Source organism: Urechidicola vernalis (assembly GCF_031846385.1).
In the GTDB taxonomy this organism is placed as follows: Bacteria; Bacteroidota; Bacteroidia; order Flavobacteriales; family Flavobacteriaceae; genus Urechidicola; species Urechidicola vernalis.
The window spans coordinates 27,303-45,084 of record NZ_JAVRHV010000001.1 but is presented as its reverse complement, the minus strand read 5'-3'; the positions used below and the strand labels follow the sequence as shown (position 1 = coordinate 45,084).

Sequence of the window (17,782 nt, the reverse complement as noted above, 5' to 3'; positions counted from 1 at the left end):
CTTCTCCTTATTAAAACTCTCCTTTAGGATAACAAATAAAATGTTTAACAACAGGAGTAGATAATGCTTGTAAATTTAATTGATCAGAAGCAGCCGCTGTTTCTTTCAGTTCACCATTTTTATACAAAATATGTATTTGGTTCTTCACGGAATTATACGCTTGATTTGAAATGGTATCATGAATAAAGAAGTATCCCAACTCTTCATCATTTAAATTATACCTAAGTTTTACTTCATTTTCAATTTGACTTATCTTTTTTGTACTAAAAGATTCGTTCTGAATCTCAATACGCATTAATCGTCTATCAACTAACATTCTAGACAATCTTGACAAAACTTTATCTTCATTGTTTGTCCATTCTTTTATAGCAGATAAAATATCATAATCATCTAATTGAGAAAAAATAGACAAGGTTTCATCATCGAAATTAGAACTATTAATATCCTTATAAAGAAAATAATTCAGTGCAGTACTTGTTTTTAATTCTATACCCGTAAAAGCCAATTCCTTCGCTCTTTTCAGTATTTTAACCAATATATTTTCTGCAACAATTCCAGTTTTATGCAAATAAACCTGCCAATACATTAATCTTCTAGCAATAATAAATTTCTCTACAGAGTAAATACCTTTTTCTTCAACAACTAATTCTTCATCCTTAACATTTAGCATAACAATCAATCTTTCTGAATTGATATTTCCTTCAGAAACACCGGTATAAAAACTATCTCTTTTTAAATAGTCTAAACGATCCATATCTAACTGACTACTTATTAATTGGTGTAAGAATTTTCGGTGATAGTTCCCTTTAAAAATTTCTATAGCCAAGGATAATTTACCATTAAACTCAACATTTAATGATTCCATAAATTTTAACGAAATCTCTTCGTGGCTAATCCCTGAAACAATACTATGTTCTAAAGCATGAGAAAATGCACCGTGTCCAATATCATGCAATAAAATGGCTATATAAACGGCTTCTTCTTCATCTCTAGAAATATTGACATTTTTAAATCGTAGTACTCGAACTGCTTTTTGCATTAAATACATAGCGCCTATAGCATGTAGAAACCTTGTGTGGTGCGCACCCGGGTAAACCATATAAGACAGCCCCATTTGTGAAACACGCCTTAATCGCTGAAAATAAGGGTGTTCTATCAAATCAAAAATTAATTCATTTGGAATCGTAATAAAACCGTAAATTGGGTCGTTTAGAATCTTGAGTTTGTTCGTGTTTTTAGCGGTCAAAGTCGATAATTTAAATTAAATCGTCTCGACAATTCGAGAACAAATTCGTTAGATTAAACAAATATAGAAATTAAGTATGAGCAAAATACACATTTTATGGGTTGATGATGAAATTGATTTACTAAAGCCACACATCATTTTTTTAGAAAAGAAAAATTACCAAGTTACAACCTGTACTAATGGTGCCGATGCCATTGATATGATTCAGGAAGAAAATTTTGACATTGTATTACTTGATGAAAATATGCCTGGAATTTCAGGGCTTGAAACCTTATCGGAAATCAAATCTAAAAACGCCAACCTTCCAATAATAATGATTACTAAAAGTGAAGAGGAGTATATCATGGAAGATGCTATTGGCAATAAAATAGCAGATTATCTTATAAAACCTGTTAATCCTAATCAGATTTTGCTCAGTTTAAAAAAGAATTTAGATCATTCGCGATTGGTTTCCGAAAAAACCACTTCTAACTATCAACAAGAGTTTAGGAAAATTGCCATGGATTTGTCTATGGTTAACTCATATGAAGAATGGGCAGAACTCTATCAGAAATTAGTGTATTGGGAAATTGAGTTGGAGAATATTAATGACCAAGGAATGATGGAGATTTTAGAAAGTCAGAAACAAGAAGCCAATACGCAATTCTTCAAATTTATTAAGAAAAACTATCAAGATTGGTTAGAAAATGACGATAACCCTGTTCTTTCTCATACCTTGTTTAAAGATTGTGTTGTACCAAATATTGACAAAAACAAAGGAACACTTTTAGTTGTAATAGACAATTTAAGGTATGACCAATGGAGAATGATAGAACCGCTAATTAGTGATTATTATAAAAAGGCTGAAGAAATTCCGTTTTACAGTATTTTACCAACTGCAACGCAATATGCACGAAATGCCATTTTCTCTGGTCTAATGCCTTCTGAAATGCAAAAAATGCATCCAAATTATTGGAAAAATGACACGGATCAAGGCGGTAAAAATTTATATGAAAATGAATTTTTAACTGAACAGATAAGAAGACTAGGCTTAACTTTAAAGCACGAATACTATAAAATTACGAACTTAAAAAGCGGGAAACAACTGGCAGATTCATACAAATCAACAAAAGAAAACGATCTAACTGTTATCGTTTATAACTTTGTAGATATGCTCTCGCATGCCAAAACAGAAATGGATGTGATTAAAGAATTGGCTGATGATGATAAAGCATATAGATCTCTAACTAAAAGTTGGTTTCAAAATTCTCCACTCGTAGAAATTATTCAGAAAGCGCATGAATTAGGACAAAAACTAATCATAACTACAGATCATGGAACTATCAATTCTAAAGTCCCGTCAAAAGTTATTGGTGATAAGAACATTAGCTCTAACCTAAGGTATAAAACCGGTAAAAGTTTAACTTACAATGATAAGGAAGTATATGCGGTAAAAAACCCGAAGGACATTCATCTGCCTTCTATACACATGAACAGTTCATTTATCTTTGCAAAAGAGGACTTATTTTTTGCCTATCCAAACAATTACAATCACTTTGTAAAATATTACAAGAACACCTATCAACATGGAGGAATATCTTTGGAAGAAATGATAATTCCTTGTGCTATATTGGACCCGAAATAACCCGATATTATGAAACAAGAATATGTCTTAAATCAACTACCAAATGTAGCAAAAAGTGTAATTGCAAATGCAAAACACAAAATCTTGTTATTTAATGGTGAAATGGGGGTAGGAAAAACTACTTTAATAAAAGAGGTTGTTAAGCAACTAGGTGTTGATGATGTTGCCAATTCTCCTACTTTTTCATTGGTAAACGAATATCATTCTGACAAAGGGGAAATCATCTATCATTTTGATTTTTATAGAATCGAATCTGAAGAAGAAGCATTAGATATTGGTATTGAAGACTATTTTTATAGTGATGCTTGGTGTTTTATTGAATGGGGAGAGAAAGTTCAAAATTTATTACCTTTAGACATTACAAATGTCAATATTGATATTTTGGACGAAAATCGACGAACCATTCAACTAAAAATTGATGAGTAAAAAAACTACCTCTCCATTTAGCAAAGAACAATTAATGCCTCAGGCTGAAATGCTTGAAATACAACATAAAAAAGGCGATTTATTTATCGGGGTTCCTAAGGAGTCTTCTACACAAGAAAAACGAGTTTGTTTAACACCAGACGCTGTTTCAGCACTTACACAACACGGTCATAAAGTTGTAATTGAAAGCGGAGCCGGCTTAGGTTCCAATTTTACGGATATTGAATATTCTGAAGCAGGTGCGAAAATTTCTAATGATATTAAAGAAGCGTTTGGTTGTAATATTGTGTTAAAAGTAGGACCTCCTACCTATGACGAAATTGATATGATGCATCCCCAAAGTGTCCTATTTTCCGCATTGCAATTAAAAACGCAAACAAAAAAGTATTTTAAGAGTCTCGTATCAAAAAGAATTACAGCCGTAGCCTTCGACTTTATTAGAGATGATCAAGGTACTTACCCTGTTGTAAAATCATTAAGTGAAATAGCCGGAATCGCCTCCATTTTAATGGCAAGTGAAATTATGAGTTCTCATGAACATGGAAATGGATTACTTCTTGGAAACATAAGTGGAGTACCCCCAACAGATGTTGTAATTTTAGGTGCAGGAACCGTAGGTGAATTTGCCGCAAGATCTGCATTAGGCCTTGGAGCACGTGTTAAAGTTTTTGACAATTCCTTATCTAAACTTAGACATATTCAACGTAGTTTGGGCAGTTTAATTTATACCTCAACCATACAGCCAAAAACACTGCAGAAGTCTTTAATGCGATGTGATATTGCAATTGGCGCAATACGAGGAAAAACCCGTTCTCCGATTATTGTTACTGAAAACATGGTTGAGAAAATGAAACCTGGTTCTGTAATTGTAGACGTAAGTATAGACCGTGGAGGTTGTTTTGAAACATCCGAAGTGACGAGTCATAAAAAACCAACATTTGAGAAGCATGGTGTTATACATTATTGCGTCCCAAACATTCCATCTAAATATTCTAGAACTTCCTCTGTTTCAATCAGTAACATATTTACCCCTTATCTTCTTAATATTGCCGAAGAAGGTGGTTTTGAAAATGCTGTTCGTTTTAACAAAAGTCTGCAAAAAGGTATGTATTTTTACCACGGAATTCTAACGAATAAATCGGTCGCTGACTGGTTTAATTTACCGTTTAGAGATATTAATTTGTTGATTATATAATGAAATTTATTCATCGTTTCGGATACTACCTTGGTGGTCTTTTAATTGGAAGTATTTTTGTTTATTTTATTTGGGGTAAAAAAAAGGTGCAATTTGACTATTTACCAAATGCCCGTGTTTTGAAAGACATCAGGACCGATGTACGTTTATTTTCAGACAATGCAAGTAATAGCATGAATACTATTGGTTTAGACTCTACTGACATCGCATCGATTTTAGAAAATGGAGAGGTTGATTTTAAAAAAAGTGAACCACGAAATGAACCTTGCAAAAAATATGTAATAGATGGAATAACTAAGGAAAAGAACATCACTCTAATCGTAAAAAAGTGTGATACCATTTCTACTATTAATGAGATACTCCTTAAATAATTTAGGGAGGTTTAAAGTTTAACCGTTTTCTAAAGCATACCTTTCCTTAATCTTTTTAATGCTTTTGATGGTTTTTTCCATCCAATCAACCTTTTTAAAGAATTTTTCCTCGTCGGTTAATTGCCAAGCAATATCAGAGTTATGCAATCTGCTAGAAACAGACTGTAAAACAATTGCTGCGGCCACTGAAACATTTAAACTTTCGGTAAATCCGACCATTGGGATTTTAAGAAAACCATCCGCTTGAGACATCATGGTTTGTGAAACACCCTCTTTTTCAACACCGAATACGAATGCCGATTTTTTAGAAATATCAAAATCATGCAACAAACAAGAATCATTATGTGGTGTAGTAGCAATTAACTGATAGCCTTTACTTTTTATATCATCAATACAGTCTTGAGTATTTATTTGTTTATCTCGGTATCTCTGAAAATCTAACCATTTTTGGGATCCCTTCCCTACTTGATTAGACATATAACTCTTGTATTTATTCTCAATAATATGTACATCCTGAATACCAAAAATATCACAACTTCGAACCACGGCACTTGTGTTATGCTTTTGAAACAAATCTTCTAAAATTACAGTAAAATGCTTGGTGCGCTGATCTAAAATACGATCAAAAGTTGCTTGACGTTTTTCAGATAAAAAAGCCGTTAAATAATTTGAATAGTGAATGTCTTCTTCGGTCATTGAACAAATATATTGATTTTAGGAAATGATTTTTAAAACAGCTTCGAACAATTTTCCATTGCTAATGGCACTGCCCTTTTCAATTAAATCGAAAACTTCTACATTTCGTTCCTTTAAATAAGGCTTCTGACCTTTAAAATATTCTATGGCATCATCTTTAGAGTTATCCATAAACCAATTAAAATCTTCTTTAGACGTAAAGTCGAATCCCTGTTTATGGACTTTTACAACAATACGTTCTACGTTTTCAGGATTACATCTAAATAAGTTTAAATTATCCTTAGAGAAATGTTCTAAATAGTTCGCTTTGCTTAAAACACGATCCCAAACAAAATCACTAAAAACATTCATTTCATCTTCCGCAACGTTTGGTTTGTTTTTTTTAATTTCATTCCATTCGTTTACATCAATTTGTTGAGTTGCTAAAAACGTTGCAAACTCTTTATGCAACTCTTCAAATTGCTCCTTTGTAAGTTGTCTATACTTCATATATTTACTAAAAAAAAACCGTCCATAATAAAATATTAAGGACGGTTCAAAGGTATTACTTTTCTATGTTTTAGAAGATGTATCTCAATCCAAATTGAACTTGCCATCTAGACAATAAACTTATATCGTATACATATGTATTATCTAAGTCTGAATTAAAACTATATGTTGGTGTTCCAGTACCATCTACAGACACACCAATAGGCTGTACTGCTGATGGTTGTTGAATTAACCCCCAATCAGAACTCAATAAGTTTCCGAAGTTTAAGATATCAGCACTAAACTGAATAGCATTATCATTCGACAATTTTAATTCTTGAATAAATTTAACGTCCCATTTTCCTCTCCATGGAGCAATAGCACCATAACGCTCAAAATACTCACCTCTGTTTTCACTCATATAATCGTCTTGCTGAATAAATGCTTCTAATTCTGCGGCCATTCCTGGAGCAGCAAACTGCATCTGTCCTATTTCTTCAGAAGTTGGTATATAAATTAAATCATTTAAGTTCGATCCATCACCATTTATATCTCCTGCATATGTATAATTGAAACGTCCTCCTTGAGCATATTCAAACACTGTAGAAACTGTAGAGCCCCATTTATCATTTGCACCATATTGCCATGCTTTTGAAACAACACCAATAACTCTATGCTGATCTCCATATTTAGAATATGCCAATACATCATCATTTACGTTATTTAAAGCTGGATTAAACGCAAATGCATCTCCAGTAATTTCTGCTTCAATAGAATTTACATCTTTAGAATTCAAGAAGTTATATGCTAAACTAGTATATAATCCGTTGTCGAATGTTTTTTTAGCACTTACAGTTGCGTTAAATGTTCTTCCCTTATCAGAATTCGTAAATACATAAGCGTTATTTCCAATATCGCTTGCGGCATAAACAGATCTATTGTCAACACCTTGCAAAGTTGCAGATGGCTCCATTAATCCCCAGTTTTGTACATGCGCTCCGTTGATATCTTTAGTGTAAGACAAGTCTGCAGTTAAAACAACTCCACTTTTTTCTAAGCGCTTGTCAAATCCAAGACTTGTTCTCCAAACTGTTGGAAACTTGAAGTCAGGATCAACTACTTGATAAAAGAATGAATTTGGGTTTGCTATTTGGTTTCCTAACCATACAAATGGAAAACGCCCCGTAAATACTCCTGTTCCACCTCGTAATTGTGTTGTTCTATCTCCTTTAATATCCCAATTAAATCCAACTCTAGGTGATACAATAATCTTATCGCTTGGCATTTGTGTAGAATCAAAGAAAACTTGTTCTCCAGTTTCAGGATCTGTGTAAGGAATAGAAGGGTCATAACAACATTCTCTATCAATTACCTCTTGTGCTTTATCCGCAGAATCGAAAAATAATGGCTTGTCAAATCTAATTCCATATGACAATTTAAAGTCGTCATTTACATTCCATTCATCCTGTAAATAGAATGCTACCTGGCCTACATTTGTCTCAGCTAATGCCCAAGAATCATTTGCATTTTTATCAGCAAAAACCCCTTCTGCATTTGCCATAGCATCAGCTAGCATACCACTAGAAATAGCAGTGTTAAATGCCGCCATATCAGCAAAATCACCAAAGAAAGCACCTACATATCCACCTCCTGGATATTCAGGATACATTCCAGGTCCGAAACCATAACCATATGCACCTAAGTTAAAAGAGTTATCAAATTCAAATTTCTCAAAATTAAATCCTGCAGTAAAAACGTGATCACCTAAGAAATAATTGAAGTTGTCTGAAATTTGAAAAACTTTTTGATCTAATTTATTATTGATCGAAAATGGTTCATGTCCTGCAACTATATAATTAGATCCTGCTCCATCTTGAATTCTGAATGCTGGCATAGGTGAAGACATTGGATCTCTAAAGTCGTCGAAATGCGTATATCCTGCTTGGAATTTATTCGTCATATTATCAGAAAAATTAGAGTTTAATTCTACCAAAAATGACTGAATTTTATTATTTATTTGGTACCCGGCGTTCTGAAATTGTAAAATTTGAGAATTTGGCCCTCTAAATCCTAAAGCAGTTGGATGTGCAGGCTTATCTTTTGATGCATCTAAAAAGTTGTAAATAAATGCCAATCTATGATCGTTATTAATATTCCAATCTAATTTAAAAATTCCTTTTGTACTTTCAGATTTATGTGTAAATCCTTCATAAGCACCTGGATCATATCCTATACTTCTTAACCCTGCTTGGACATCCATCAAATCCTGAACATCAACTCTAGATTCATTAATAGCTCCAGAGCCCGTATTTGGTGCCCACACTTGACCTAAATCAGTTCTTTCGTCTTTTTCAAAATTGGCAAAGAAGAATAATTTATTCTTAATAATTGGAGCTCCAACACTAAATCCATATTGAACTTGCTCTAATTTTGGAACAAAAATTTCGTCACCTTTAATTTTACTACCTGTTAAATCCTGATTTCTAAAATAACCGTAAACCGTACCAGAAACTTCATTCGTTCCACTTTTTGTAACGGCATTTACTGATGCTCCTGTAAATCCAGATAATGAAACATCATATGGTGCTCTTGAAACTGATATTTGCTCAATTGCATCTAAAGATACTGGTTGAGCATCAGTTTGACCTCCTGGAGTTGCAGCATCTAATCCGAAAGGGTTGCTAAAGATAGATCCATCTAATGTAAAATTATTGTATTGATCGTTTCTTCCTCCAAAAGACCCTCCACTTGCTGTTGGATCTAATCTTGTAAAATCTGAAGCTGATCTCGAAATTGTAGGTAATTTAGTAATCTCTCTTTTTCCTACGCTTGTTTCAGCGCCAGTTCTGTCGCTTCCAAAGGTTCCAGAAGTGTTTGCTGTAATAACTACTTCCTCTAATTCTTGGCTTGCGCTCACCAAAACAATATCTAAAGTTTTAGATTGTCCTAAATCTAAAAAAACATTGTTAATCACTTGTTCGTTAAAACCTACAAATGTAATGGTAACCGCATAAGGTCCACCTACTCTTAAATTAAGTAAGTTAAACCTTCCGTCTAAGTTTGTTGCAGCACCATAGGTAGTCCCTGTTGGTGTGTGAACAGCTACAATAGTTGCTCCTGGTAAAGTTTCTCCAGTATTATCAGAAACAACCCCTTTGATATTGGAAGTTGTGACTTGAGAAAATGCTGATAAAACTGTAAATAAACATACTACGAAAAATAATTTTGTTTTCATTTAATTGAATTAATTTTAGTTAAATTTTGAATTATAAAAATAAAAAAAGAATCCATAAAATATTATGGATCCTTTAAATTGTTATTAACTTTCTACTGATAGTTAACTACTTAGCTTCTGCAATAACTTCAAATGTTAAGTCAACAATTACAGCTCTGTGTAAACGCACAGCTGCATTATATTTTCCTAATCTTTTTACATTACCACCTTCAACTTTAATAAATTTCTTATCAATTGCATTACCTGCTTTTTCTAAAGCTGCAGCAACATCAATATTATTAACTGAACCGAATAATTTATCTTTTTCTCCTGTCTTAGCTGAAATCTTAATCTCTAATGCTTTTAAAGCATCAGCAATCTTAGTTGCATCTTTGATTAATTTTTCTTCTTTAAATGCACGTTGCTTTAAAGTCTCTGCTAATACTTTCTTTGCTGATGTAGTTGCTAATACCGCTACACCTTGAGGAATTAAAAAATTACGTCCGTAACCATTTTTAACAGTAACAACATCGTCCTTAAATCCTACGTTTTCTACGTCTTGTTTTAATATAAGTTCCATATCTTCCTCTGTATTATTTTAATAAATCACCTACATATGGCATTAACGCTAAGTGACGTGCTCTTTTAATAGCAACAGAAACCTTACGTTGGTATTTCAAAGATGTACCAGTTAAACGACGCGGTAAAATTTTACCTTGCTCATTTACTAAATACATTAAGAAATCTGCATCTTTATAATCAATATACTTGATACCGTTCTTTTTAAAACGACAGTATTTTGCTTCTTTTTTAGTATCTATGTCAAGTGGAGTTAGATATCTAACATCTCCTTGCTTTCCTCCTTTTGCTGATTGTTCTAAATTTGCCATGCTAATTATTTTTTAGGAGATTTAACGCGTGCTTTTCTCTTTTCAGCCCAAGCAGCAGCGTGTTTGTCTAATTTCACAGTTAAATAACGCATAACGCTATCATCTCTTCTAAATTCAAGTTCAAATGGAGCTAAAGCTTCACCTGCTACTTTGTACTCAAATAAGTGATAAAAACCACTTTTTTTGTGTTGGATTGCGTAAGCTAATTTTTTTAAGCCCCAATCTTCTTTGTGGATCATTTCGGCACCTTTGGAAACAAGATAGTCTTCGAACTTCTTTACTGCTTCCTTTATCTGAGTTTCAGATAAAACGGGATTCAAAATGAAAACAGTTTCGTAATGATTCATAATTAATAATTTAAATTTTACTTTTTAAGGCTGCAAATATACAGTTATTAAGCGAATTGACAAGCGCTTATTCAAAATATAATTACCTCTTTTTTTGTGATTAAATTCTAGGATCAAAAACTCTAAGGTTCAGAATTAAAATAAGTGTTATATTTATGACAATTATCATACTTCATCATTTTCTGTTTGAAGTATCTTTGCAAAAAGTTTAGCATGAACAAAGCAGTATACATCGCAACTAGCGAGCCCAGTAGTGGAAAGTCTATAGTAGCACTTGGACTTATGAAATTAGTTACAAGTCGTACTCCAAAAGTTGGATATTTTAGACCCATTATTGATGATATTAAAGAAGGTCAAAAAGACAATCATCTAAATACCGTTATATCTCATTTTGATTTAGACATAAATCATGAGGAAGCATATGGTTTTATGAGAAGTGAATTCGTTAAGAAAAAAAATCAAGGTAAGGAAGGTGAGATAATAGATACAATTATAGATAAATACAAAAAATTAGAATCTAAATACGATTTCTTAATTGTTGAAGGCACTGATTTTTCTGGTGAAGGAACTGCGATTGAGTTAGACTCAAATATTTTAATTGCTAAAAACTTAGGAATTCCGGCAATCATAGTTTCAAGTGGAATTGGAAAAAACATGGATGAATTTATAGGTGATCTTCATATTGCATATGATTCATTTAAAGAACGAGATGTTGAAGTGCTTTCCGTCGTTGCGAATAAAATATCTACTCAAAATGTAGAATTAGTAAAGACTGGAATGCCTAAGTATTTTCCAGAAGATGTTCTGATAAATGTTATTCCTTTAATAGAGTCCTTAAAAAACCCATCTATAAAAGAAATTGCAACTGCAATAAATGGATCCTTTTTATTGGGTAACGAAGAAAAGAACAATCAAGTGGCTACAGTTAAAGTGGGTGCTATGCAATTGCGTAATTATTTAACTCGTTTAGAAGAGAATTGTTTAATTATAACACCGGGAGATAGAGCAGATATTATTCTCGGCGCCTTACAAGCAAATCTTTCATCTAACTACCCTACTGTTGCAGGAATGGTTCTAACTGGAGGATTGGTTCCGGAAGAGCCTATTCTTAAATTAATTGAAGGACTCTCTCAAATTGTTCCAATATTAAGTGTAAAAGAAGGCACTTTTGAAGTAACTAATAAAATTGGAGCAATTGAATCACACATATATGCAGATAACAAAAGAAAAATAGTTTCTTCTATTGAAACATTTGAAAAAAACGTAAATGTAGATGCCTTAGCCAATAAACTGATTCAGTTTAAATCAGAATCAATAACACCAAGGATGTTTCAATACCATCTGCAACAAAAAGCAAAAGTCACAAAAAAACATATTGTATTACCTGAAGGAAATGATGCTCGAATTTTAAAAGCGGCAGCCCAATTATCAGCGACCAATATTGTAGGTTTAACGCTCCTCGGTGATGAGAGCGTAATTAGACCCCTAGCTGAAAAATTAAATTTGGAATTGAATGACATTGCAATTATAAATCCAATTGAATCTGAACATTTTGAATCTTATGCTCAAACTTTTTATGAATTAAGAAAGCATAAAAATGTAACCATTCAAATGGCGAGAGATATTATGACGGATGTTTCTTATTTTGGAACAATGATGGTTTATAACAACCATGCGGACGGAATGGTTTCTGGTGCTGCGCACACTACACAACATACCATTAGGCCTGCTTTGCAGTTTATTAAAACAAAACCCAATGTTTCTGTGGTATCATCCGTATTTTTCATGTGTTTAGAAGACCGGATTTCTGTATTTGGAGACTGCGCTATTAACCCAAATCCAAATGCACAACAATTAGCCGAAATTGCTATTTCCTCAGCAGATTCAAGTAAAGCTTTTGGAATTGATCCAAAAATTGCGATGCTTTCTTATTCTTCAGGTTCTTCTGGCAAAGGCGCTGACGTTGATAAGGTGAGAGAAGCCACCGAAATTGTAAAACAAAAAAGACCGGATTTAAAAATAGAAGGACCTATTCAATACGATGCTGCAGTTGATATGAATATTGGAAAAAGCAAACTCCCAGATTCTGAAGTAGCTGGCCAAGCATCAGTATTAATCTTCCCAGATTTAAATACAGGAAATAACACTTACAAGGCTGTTCAAAGAGAAACAGGTGCCTTAGCAATCGGTCCAATGCTACAGGGCTTAAACAAACCAGTAAACGATTTAAGTCGTGGGTGCACTGTAGAAGATATTTATAACACTGTAATACTGACTGCAATTCAGTCTCAAGATTTTTAACAAATGAAAATATTAGTTCTTAATTCAGGAAGTTCTTCTCTAAAATATCAATTATTTCAAATGCCCGAAGCAACCGTTATTTGTTCCGGACTGGTTGAAAGGATTGGTCTTGACAATGCCGAAATTCATTACAAATCAAAACAATTTAAATATGATGTAATTGAAAATATTCCTGACCACAATACGGGATTAAACCTTGTTGTGAATTTATTGTTAGATGCTAAAAACGGTGTGATTAAATCTACTGACGAGATCGAAGCTGTTGGTCATAGAGTTGTACATGGCGGAAGTACTTTTTCAAAAACAACCTTGATTACAAATGAAGTAAAGGATAAAATAAAATCTTTATTTTCTTTAGCACCATTACACAACCCACCAAACTACGAAGGTATTGAAGTTGCAGAAAGTATATTCACCAAAGCGAAACAAATCGCAGTATTTGACACTGCTTTTCACCAATCAATTCCTCAAAAGGCGCATTCTTATGCCATTCCGACAAAATTTCTAGAAGAAGATAAAATACGTTTATATGGCTTTCATGGAACTAGTCATAAATATGTTTCAGAAAAAGCGATTGAATTTTTAAATACCCAATCATCCAAAATAATTTCCATTCATTTAGGAAATGGATGTAGTATGACCGCTTTAAAAGATGGAAAAAGTATTGACCATACTTTAGGGTTTAGTCCTGTAAATGGTTTAATTATGGGCACTCGAAGTGGGGATATTGACCACAGCATCATTTTCCACTTAGTAAACAACTTGGGTTATTCTCTAAAAGAAGTAAACACAATGTTGCAAAAAGAAAGTGGCATGCTCGGTTTAACCGGATTTAGTGATTTAAGAGAAATCGAAAGTGAAGCATCAAACGGGAATAAAACATGCCAATTGGCATTGGAAATGAATGCCTATAGAATAAAAAAATATATTGGTAGTTTTACAAGTATTATGAATGGTCTTGATGCCATCATTTTTACGGCAGGTATTGGTGAGAATTCAAGTTATATGCGTCAATTAGTTTGTGCTGATTTAGATTTTTTAGGAATAGCAATAGATTTGGCTAAAAATAATTGCAGGCCAAAAGAATTAACTGAAATACAGACTGATAATGGTAAAGTTAAAATTCTTGTAATTCCGACAAATGAAGAAATTGAAATAGCAAGACAATCTTTTAATTTAGTAAATAACTAAGTACTTTTACCATCTAAATTCGGACTTAACATCAACTATGAAACAACTATTTTTTTGGATTCTATTAGTACCAATTGCTTCTGTTTTTTCTCAACAGCAAGAAGCAAAAGATAGCGTAACATTGCCATTTAAATATATTGAAGATTACACAAATCAATTAAATATTAAGTTAGAGTTAAGTAATGAAATTCCGGCATATAAAATTCCATTTGAGGGCAGTTCGATTAAAATAAAACCCAATTTAGGATTGCGATATGCCTTTGTGTTTAACTACAAATGGGCTTCTTTACGTCTTGGAATAAGACCTAATAATGCTAACGATGAAGAAAAAGGAGACCCAAAAACGTTTCGATTAAAGTTTAAACTAATTTTTCCAAGATGGTCGCATCATTTCGAATACAACCAAGTGAAAGGGTATTATGTCTCTGATGAAGATTTCGTGCAAAACTACAACAATAACCATTTTATATTTCCAGATTTAAAAACGAAAGTATTTTCGGGCGTAACTGCCTATAAATTCAATAGTAAATATTCTTTAAGAGCCACAGAATCCCATACAGAGGTTCAACTTAGAAGTGCTGGAAGTTTTATTCCTAGCATAACGTATATGATATACGGTATAAATGGGTTAGACAATTACATCGATGAAGATGGTAATCCACAATTTAGAGAAAACTTTAGTGACAACAGTGGTTTTACAGGAATCTTAAATTTAGCCTATTACTATACTTTTGTTTATAAAAAATGGTATGCTTCTATTTTTGCAGCACCTGGTTTTGGATATGATTTTAGAAAAGTTACAGAATATAATAACAGTCTCTATGAAAAATCAAATCACAACGCGTTTCTTACCTCATTAAATGCAGGCTCTAGTATTGGTTTCAATGATAAGAAAATATACTTTGGACTATCCTTTAAACACAGCGCAATGGACTTTAAGCATTCTGAGGAAAGAATAGAATATTTATCTTCTCAAAATGCCTATTTTTTGTTTTTTGGATATAGGTTTAAAGCTCCTAGACTTGTAACAAAACCTATTAACAAGATAGAACAAACTATTCCCGTTTTAAAACAGGATTAGATTTAATCAATTCCAATTTTTCAATATCTCAATTTTACAATATCTCAATTTTACATCCTTTTAATTATTTAATTATCAGTATATTCGTTGAAATTTTTACTTTCCTTGAAAGTTCGCTAACTTAAATCAATTAACGTTTATGAAAAATTATACGACAAAACTAGCAAGCTTATTGAGTTTGCTTTTAGTGGTTTCAATTACTTTAACATCAAATTCTGTTAATGCACAGAAGAAGAAAAACAAAAAATCAAAAACCGAACAAACTGCCAAACCAGTTCCTAAAAAAGACAAAAAGAAAACTATTGCAGATTTGACCAAATCTAGTAAAGAAATCGATGGTCTATTTAAAATATACCAAGATACTTTAACAGGGTCTGTTAATATGCTTATAACAAAAGAACAACTTGATAAAGAATACATTCACTTTTCTCAAGTGGCGAATGGAGCAACAGATTTTGGAGTTTTTAGAGGAGCCTATGGAGGTTCTACTGTTTTTAAAATTTCTAAATATTTTAATAAAATTGAGTTCACGAAACAAAACACTTCATTTTACTTTGATCCAGAAAGTGCATTGTCTAAATCAGCCGATGCGAATAACACAGAAGGTGTAATGGCCAGTTTAAAAGTTGAGGCTAGCGATGATAAAAAGGGATTGTATCTTATAAAAGCTGATGACCTATTTTTAAAAGAAACATTTACGCAAATTAAACCATCGAAACGACCAGGAACTCCTCCTACTGCATTTTCTTTAGGCAATTTAGACAAAAATAAAACTAAAATTAATGCTATTAGAAATTATCCAGAAAACACAGATCTTGCTATTGAATATGTCTACTCTAAATCGTCTACATTAAACGGTGGTTCTAACGCCATAAGTGACGGTAGAAATGTAAGTATAAAAATATTTCATAGTCTTATTGAAATGCCTGACAATGATTATGAGCCCAGATTTGATGACCCGAGAGTTGGATATTTCTTAACACAGGTTGATGATAAAACTTCTACAGAGACTGCAAATTATAGAGATTTAGTACATAGATGGAACCTAATAAAAAAGAATCCAGAGGCAGAACTTTCAGAGCCTGTAGAGCCCATTACTTGGTGGATGGAAAATTCTACACCTGTTGAATGGAGAGAAACTATTAAAGAAGGTGTTCTACGTTGGAATATAGCGTTTGAAAAAGCAGGATTTAAAAATGCCATGGTAGTAAAAATGCAACCAGACGATGCAGATTGGGATGCCGGTGACATTCGATACAATGTTTTGAGATGGACCTCATCGCCTAATCCTCCATTCGGTGGTTATGGACCTAGTTTTGTAAATCCTAGAACTGGTGAAATTATGGGGGCCGATATAATGTTAGAATATGTGCATTTTACAAATAGATTAACTATTGATAAAATGTATAATGAAGCATCGGACAATATAGCTTACAATAGTTATAATAATGAAAAATACAATTGTATAGCCGGAGAACTAATGCAAGAAAGTTCGTTTTTTGGAAAAACTGTTATCTCGGCCTTTGGTGATTCAAAATTAGAATTGGACAAAATGCTATATGATAATATGATGCGACTAATTATGCACGAAGTTGGTCATACTTTAGGATTAAATCACAACATGAAGGGCAGTCAACTATTCAGTCCAGAAGAACTTGCAACTCCAGAACTTATTGAAGGAAAAGCACTATCTACTTCAGTAATGGAATACCCTTCAATAAATGTAACTGTAGATAGAAGTAAACAAGGTATTTATTATGATAATTCTGTTGGGCCATACGATAAATGGGCAATAGAGTTTGGATATAAGCCATTTAAATCTGACCAAGAACGAGAATCATTACTAAGTAAATCAACACAACCAGAATTGGTTTTTGGAAATGACGCAGATGATATGAGGAGCACTGGTAAAGGAATTGACCCAAGAGTGAATATTTACGATCATTCGAATGATCCAATTACATTTGCCCTAGATAGAATAACACTTTCTAAAAATACCTTAAAAACCATTAAAAATACCTTTACTGAAGATGGAAAATCTTATCAAGAGTTAAAAAATGCTTACTTAATATTAACCAATCAAATTGGTGGTTCTGGCACTATCATTTCTAAATATATTGGTGGAGTTTATGTAGATAGAGCCATGGTTGGTCAAGAAGGAGCCACTCAGCCCTATACGCCTGTAAGTTTAGAAGATCAAAAAAGAGCAATGAAAGGATTAGAAGATCATATCTTTGCTCCAAATGCATTTGATGCTCCAAACGAATTATACAATTTTATAGCAAGTCAAAGAAGAGGTTTTGGTTTTTTCGGTGGACCCGAAGATCCAAAAATCCATGGTCGAATTCTTAATTTCCAAAAACGAGTATTAGCTCAATTATTACACAGAAATACGCTGCAAAGAATTAGTGATTCGGAATTATATGGAAATGAGTATTCATTAACTTCTTTTATGACAGATTTAAATAAATCTATCTTTAGTACTGATATTTCAGGCAACGTTAACTCATTTAGACAAAACCTTCAAGTTGAATATACGAATATGTTAATTAACATGCTTACCGGAAAAAGTTCTTCATCATATACGCATACAGCGAAATCTATGGCTTTATATAATTTAAAATCCATAAGAACAATGTCTTCAAATTCCGGGAACATTTCATCTAAAGCCCATAAACAGCATTTAAGAATCTTAATAGATAATGCTTTAAAAGAAATTAAATAGTTAGAAT

General features: G+C 32.7%; 15 protein-coding genes. 8 read left to right on the top strand and 7 right to left on the bottom strand.

The features are described 5' to 3' along the window. Positions 1 to 10: 10 nt before the first annotated feature. Entirely contained in the window at positions 11 to 1,246 is a 1,236-nt protein-coding gene (locus tag RM519_RS00195; protein ID WP_311591432.1) for an HD domain-containing protein, read from the bottom strand. Positions 1,247 to 1,322: 76 nt separating this feature from the next. On the opposite strand from RM519_RS00195, the gene porX reads away from it, so the two are divergent. The 4 genes from porX to RM519_RS00175 are packed head-to-tail and all read left to right on the top strand — an operon-like array spanning position 1,323 to position 4,862. After that, positions 1,323 to 2,870: a T9SS response regulator signal transducer PorX gene (gene porX, locus RM519_RS00190; RefSeq protein ID WP_311591431.1), complete on the top strand. Its 1,548-nt coding sequence runs from the start codon at positions 1,323 to 1,325 to the stop codon at positions 2,868 to 2,870. A gap of 9 nt (positions 2,871 to 2,879) precedes the next feature. Next, positions 2,880 to 3,296, top strand: a complete 417-nt coding sequence (tsaE, locus tag RM519_RS00185; protein ID WP_311591430.1) for a tRNA (adenosine(37)-N6)-threonylcarbamoyltransferase complex ATPase subunit type 1 TsaE — start codon at positions 2,880 to 2,882, stop codon at positions 3,294 to 3,296. Further along, complete coding sequence (locus RM519_RS00180) at positions 3,289 to 4,491, top strand: alanine dehydrogenase (RefSeq protein ID WP_311591429.1); 1,203 nt, start codon at positions 3,289 to 3,291, stop codon at positions 4,489 to 4,491. Before tsaE ends, RM519_RS00180 begins: the two co-directional genes overlap by 8 nt. Continuing rightward, the gene (locus RM519_RS00175) at positions 4,491 to 4,862 is read left to right on the top strand and encodes a DUF4258 domain-containing protein (RefSeq protein WP_311591428.1); all 372 of its coding nucleotides are present in this window, start codon (positions 4,491 to 4,493) and stop codon (positions 4,860 to 4,862) included. The genes RM519_RS00180 and RM519_RS00175 overlap by 1 nt, the downstream gene beginning before the upstream one ends. Before the next feature lie 18 nt (positions 4,863 to 4,880). Here RM519_RS00175 and RM519_RS00170 read toward each other — a convergent pair whose 3' ends face one another. The 6 genes from RM519_RS00170 to rpsF form a co-directional block, all read right to left on the bottom strand. Further along, on the bottom strand, positions 4,881 to 5,558 hold the full coding sequence (locus tag RM519_RS00170; RefSeq protein ID WP_311591427.1) for a TrmH family RNA methyltransferase: 678 nt from the start codon (positions 5,556 to 5,558) through the stop codon (positions 4,881 to 4,883). A gap of 18 nt (positions 5,559 to 5,576) precedes the next feature. Further along, positions 5,577 to 6,047, bottom strand: coding sequence for a DUF6495 family protein (locus RM519_RS00165; RefSeq protein WP_311591426.1), 471 nt, complete (start codon positions 6,045 to 6,047; stop codon positions 5,577 to 5,579). Positions 6,048 to 6,117: 70 nt separating this feature from the next. Next, complete coding sequence (locus RM519_RS00160) at positions 6,118 to 9,261, bottom strand: TonB-dependent receptor (RefSeq protein WP_311591425.1); 3,144 nt, start codon at positions 9,259 to 9,261, stop codon at positions 6,118 to 6,120. Positions 9,262 to 9,367: 106 nt separating this feature from the next. Next, complete coding sequence (gene rplI, locus RM519_RS00155; protein ID WP_311591423.1) at positions 9,368 to 9,820, bottom strand: 50S ribosomal protein L9; 453 nt, start codon at positions 9,818 to 9,820, stop codon at positions 9,368 to 9,370. Positions 9,821 to 9,833: 13 nt separating this feature from the next. Continuing rightward, entirely contained in the window at positions 9,834 to 10,130 is a 297-nt protein-coding gene (gene rpsR / locus RM519_RS00150) for a 30S ribosomal protein S18 (RefSeq protein ID WP_070235748.1), read from the bottom strand. A gap of 5 nt (positions 10,131 to 10,135) precedes the next feature. Continuing rightward, a complete protein-coding gene (rpsF, locus tag RM519_RS00145; protein ID WP_311591421.1) occupies positions 10,136 to 10,477 on the bottom strand; it encodes a 30S ribosomal protein S6 in 342 nt (113 codons plus the stop codon). 213 nt (positions 10,478 to 10,690) lie between these two features. Between rpsF and pta the strand changes: the two genes are divergently transcribed. From pta to RM519_RS00125, 4 genes are all read left to right on the top strand, one after another. Next, complete coding sequence (gene pta / locus RM519_RS00140) at positions 10,691 to 12,778, top strand: phosphate acetyltransferase (protein ID WP_311591420.1); 2,088 nt, start codon at positions 10,691 to 10,693, stop codon at positions 12,776 to 12,778. Positions 12,779 to 12,781: 3 nt separating this feature from the next. Continuing rightward, a complete protein-coding gene (locus RM519_RS00135) occupies positions 12,782 to 13,969 on the top strand; it encodes an acetate/propionate family kinase (RefSeq protein ID WP_311591419.1) in 1,188 nt (395 codons plus the stop codon). A 37-nt stretch (positions 13,970 to 14,006) separates the two neighbouring features. Further along, positions 14,007 to 15,050, top strand: a complete 1,044-nt coding sequence (locus RM519_RS00130) for a DUF4421 family protein (RefSeq protein WP_311591418.1) — start codon at positions 14,007 to 14,009, stop codon at positions 15,048 to 15,050. A gap of 139 nt (positions 15,051 to 15,189) precedes the next feature. Further along, positions 15,190 to 17,775, top strand: a complete 2,586-nt coding sequence (locus RM519_RS00125; RefSeq protein WP_311591416.1) for a zinc-dependent metalloprotease — start codon at positions 15,190 to 15,192, stop codon at positions 17,773 to 17,775. Positions 17,776 to 17,782 lie beyond the last annotated feature (7 nt).

Excerpts from the sequence above, each read along its gene's own strand:
- porX (WP_311591431.1), top strand. The coding sequence starts at position 1,323 with ATGAGCAAAATACACATTTTATGGGTTGATGATGAAATTGATTTACTA.
- tsaE (WP_311591430.1), top strand. The coding sequence starts at position 2,880 with ATGAAACAAGAATATGTCTTAAATCAACTACCAAATGTAGCAAAAAGT.
- RM519_RS00180 (WP_311591429.1), top strand. The coding sequence starts at position 3,289 with ATGAGTAAAAAAACTACCTCTCCATTTAGCAAAGAACAATTAATGCCT.
- RM519_RS00175 (WP_311591428.1), top strand. The coding sequence starts at position 4,491 with ATGAAATTTATTCATCGTTTCGGATACTACCTTGGTGGTCTTTTAATT.
- RM519_RS00170 (WP_311591427.1), bottom strand. The coding sequence starts at position 5,558 with ATGACCGAAGAAGACATTCACTATTCAAATTATTTAACGGCTTTTTTA.
- RM519_RS00165 (WP_311591426.1), bottom strand. The coding sequence starts at position 6,047 with ATGAAGTATAGACAACTTACAAAGGAGCAATTTGAAGAGTTGCATAAA.
- RM519_RS00160 (WP_311591425.1), bottom strand. The coding sequence starts at position 9,261 with ATGAAAACAAAATTATTTTTCGTAGTATGTTTATTTACAGTTTTATCA.
- rplI (WP_311591423.1), bottom strand. The coding sequence starts at position 9,820 with ATGGAACTTATATTAAAACAAGACGTAGAAAACGTAGGATTTAAGGAC.
- rpsR (WP_070235748.1), bottom strand. The coding sequence starts at position 10,130 with ATGGCAAATTTAGAACAATCAGCAAAAGGAGGAAAGCAAGGAGATGTT.
- rpsF (WP_311591421.1), bottom strand. The coding sequence starts at position 10,477 with ATGAATCATTACGAAACTGTTTTCATTTTGAATCCCGTTTTATCTGAA.
- pta (WP_311591420.1), top strand. The coding sequence starts at position 10,691 with ATGAACAAAGCAGTATACATCGCAACTAGCGAGCCCAGTAGTGGAAAG.
- RM519_RS00135 (WP_311591419.1), top strand. The coding sequence starts at position 12,782 with ATGAAAATATTAGTTCTTAATTCAGGAAGTTCTTCTCTAAAATATCAA.
- RM519_RS00130 (WP_311591418.1), top strand. The coding sequence starts at position 14,007 with ATGAAACAACTATTTTTTTGGATTCTATTAGTACCAATTGCTTCTGTT.
- RM519_RS00125 (WP_311591416.1), top strand. The coding sequence starts at position 15,190 with ATGAAAAATTATACGACAAAACTAGCAAGCTTATTGAGTTTGCTTTTA.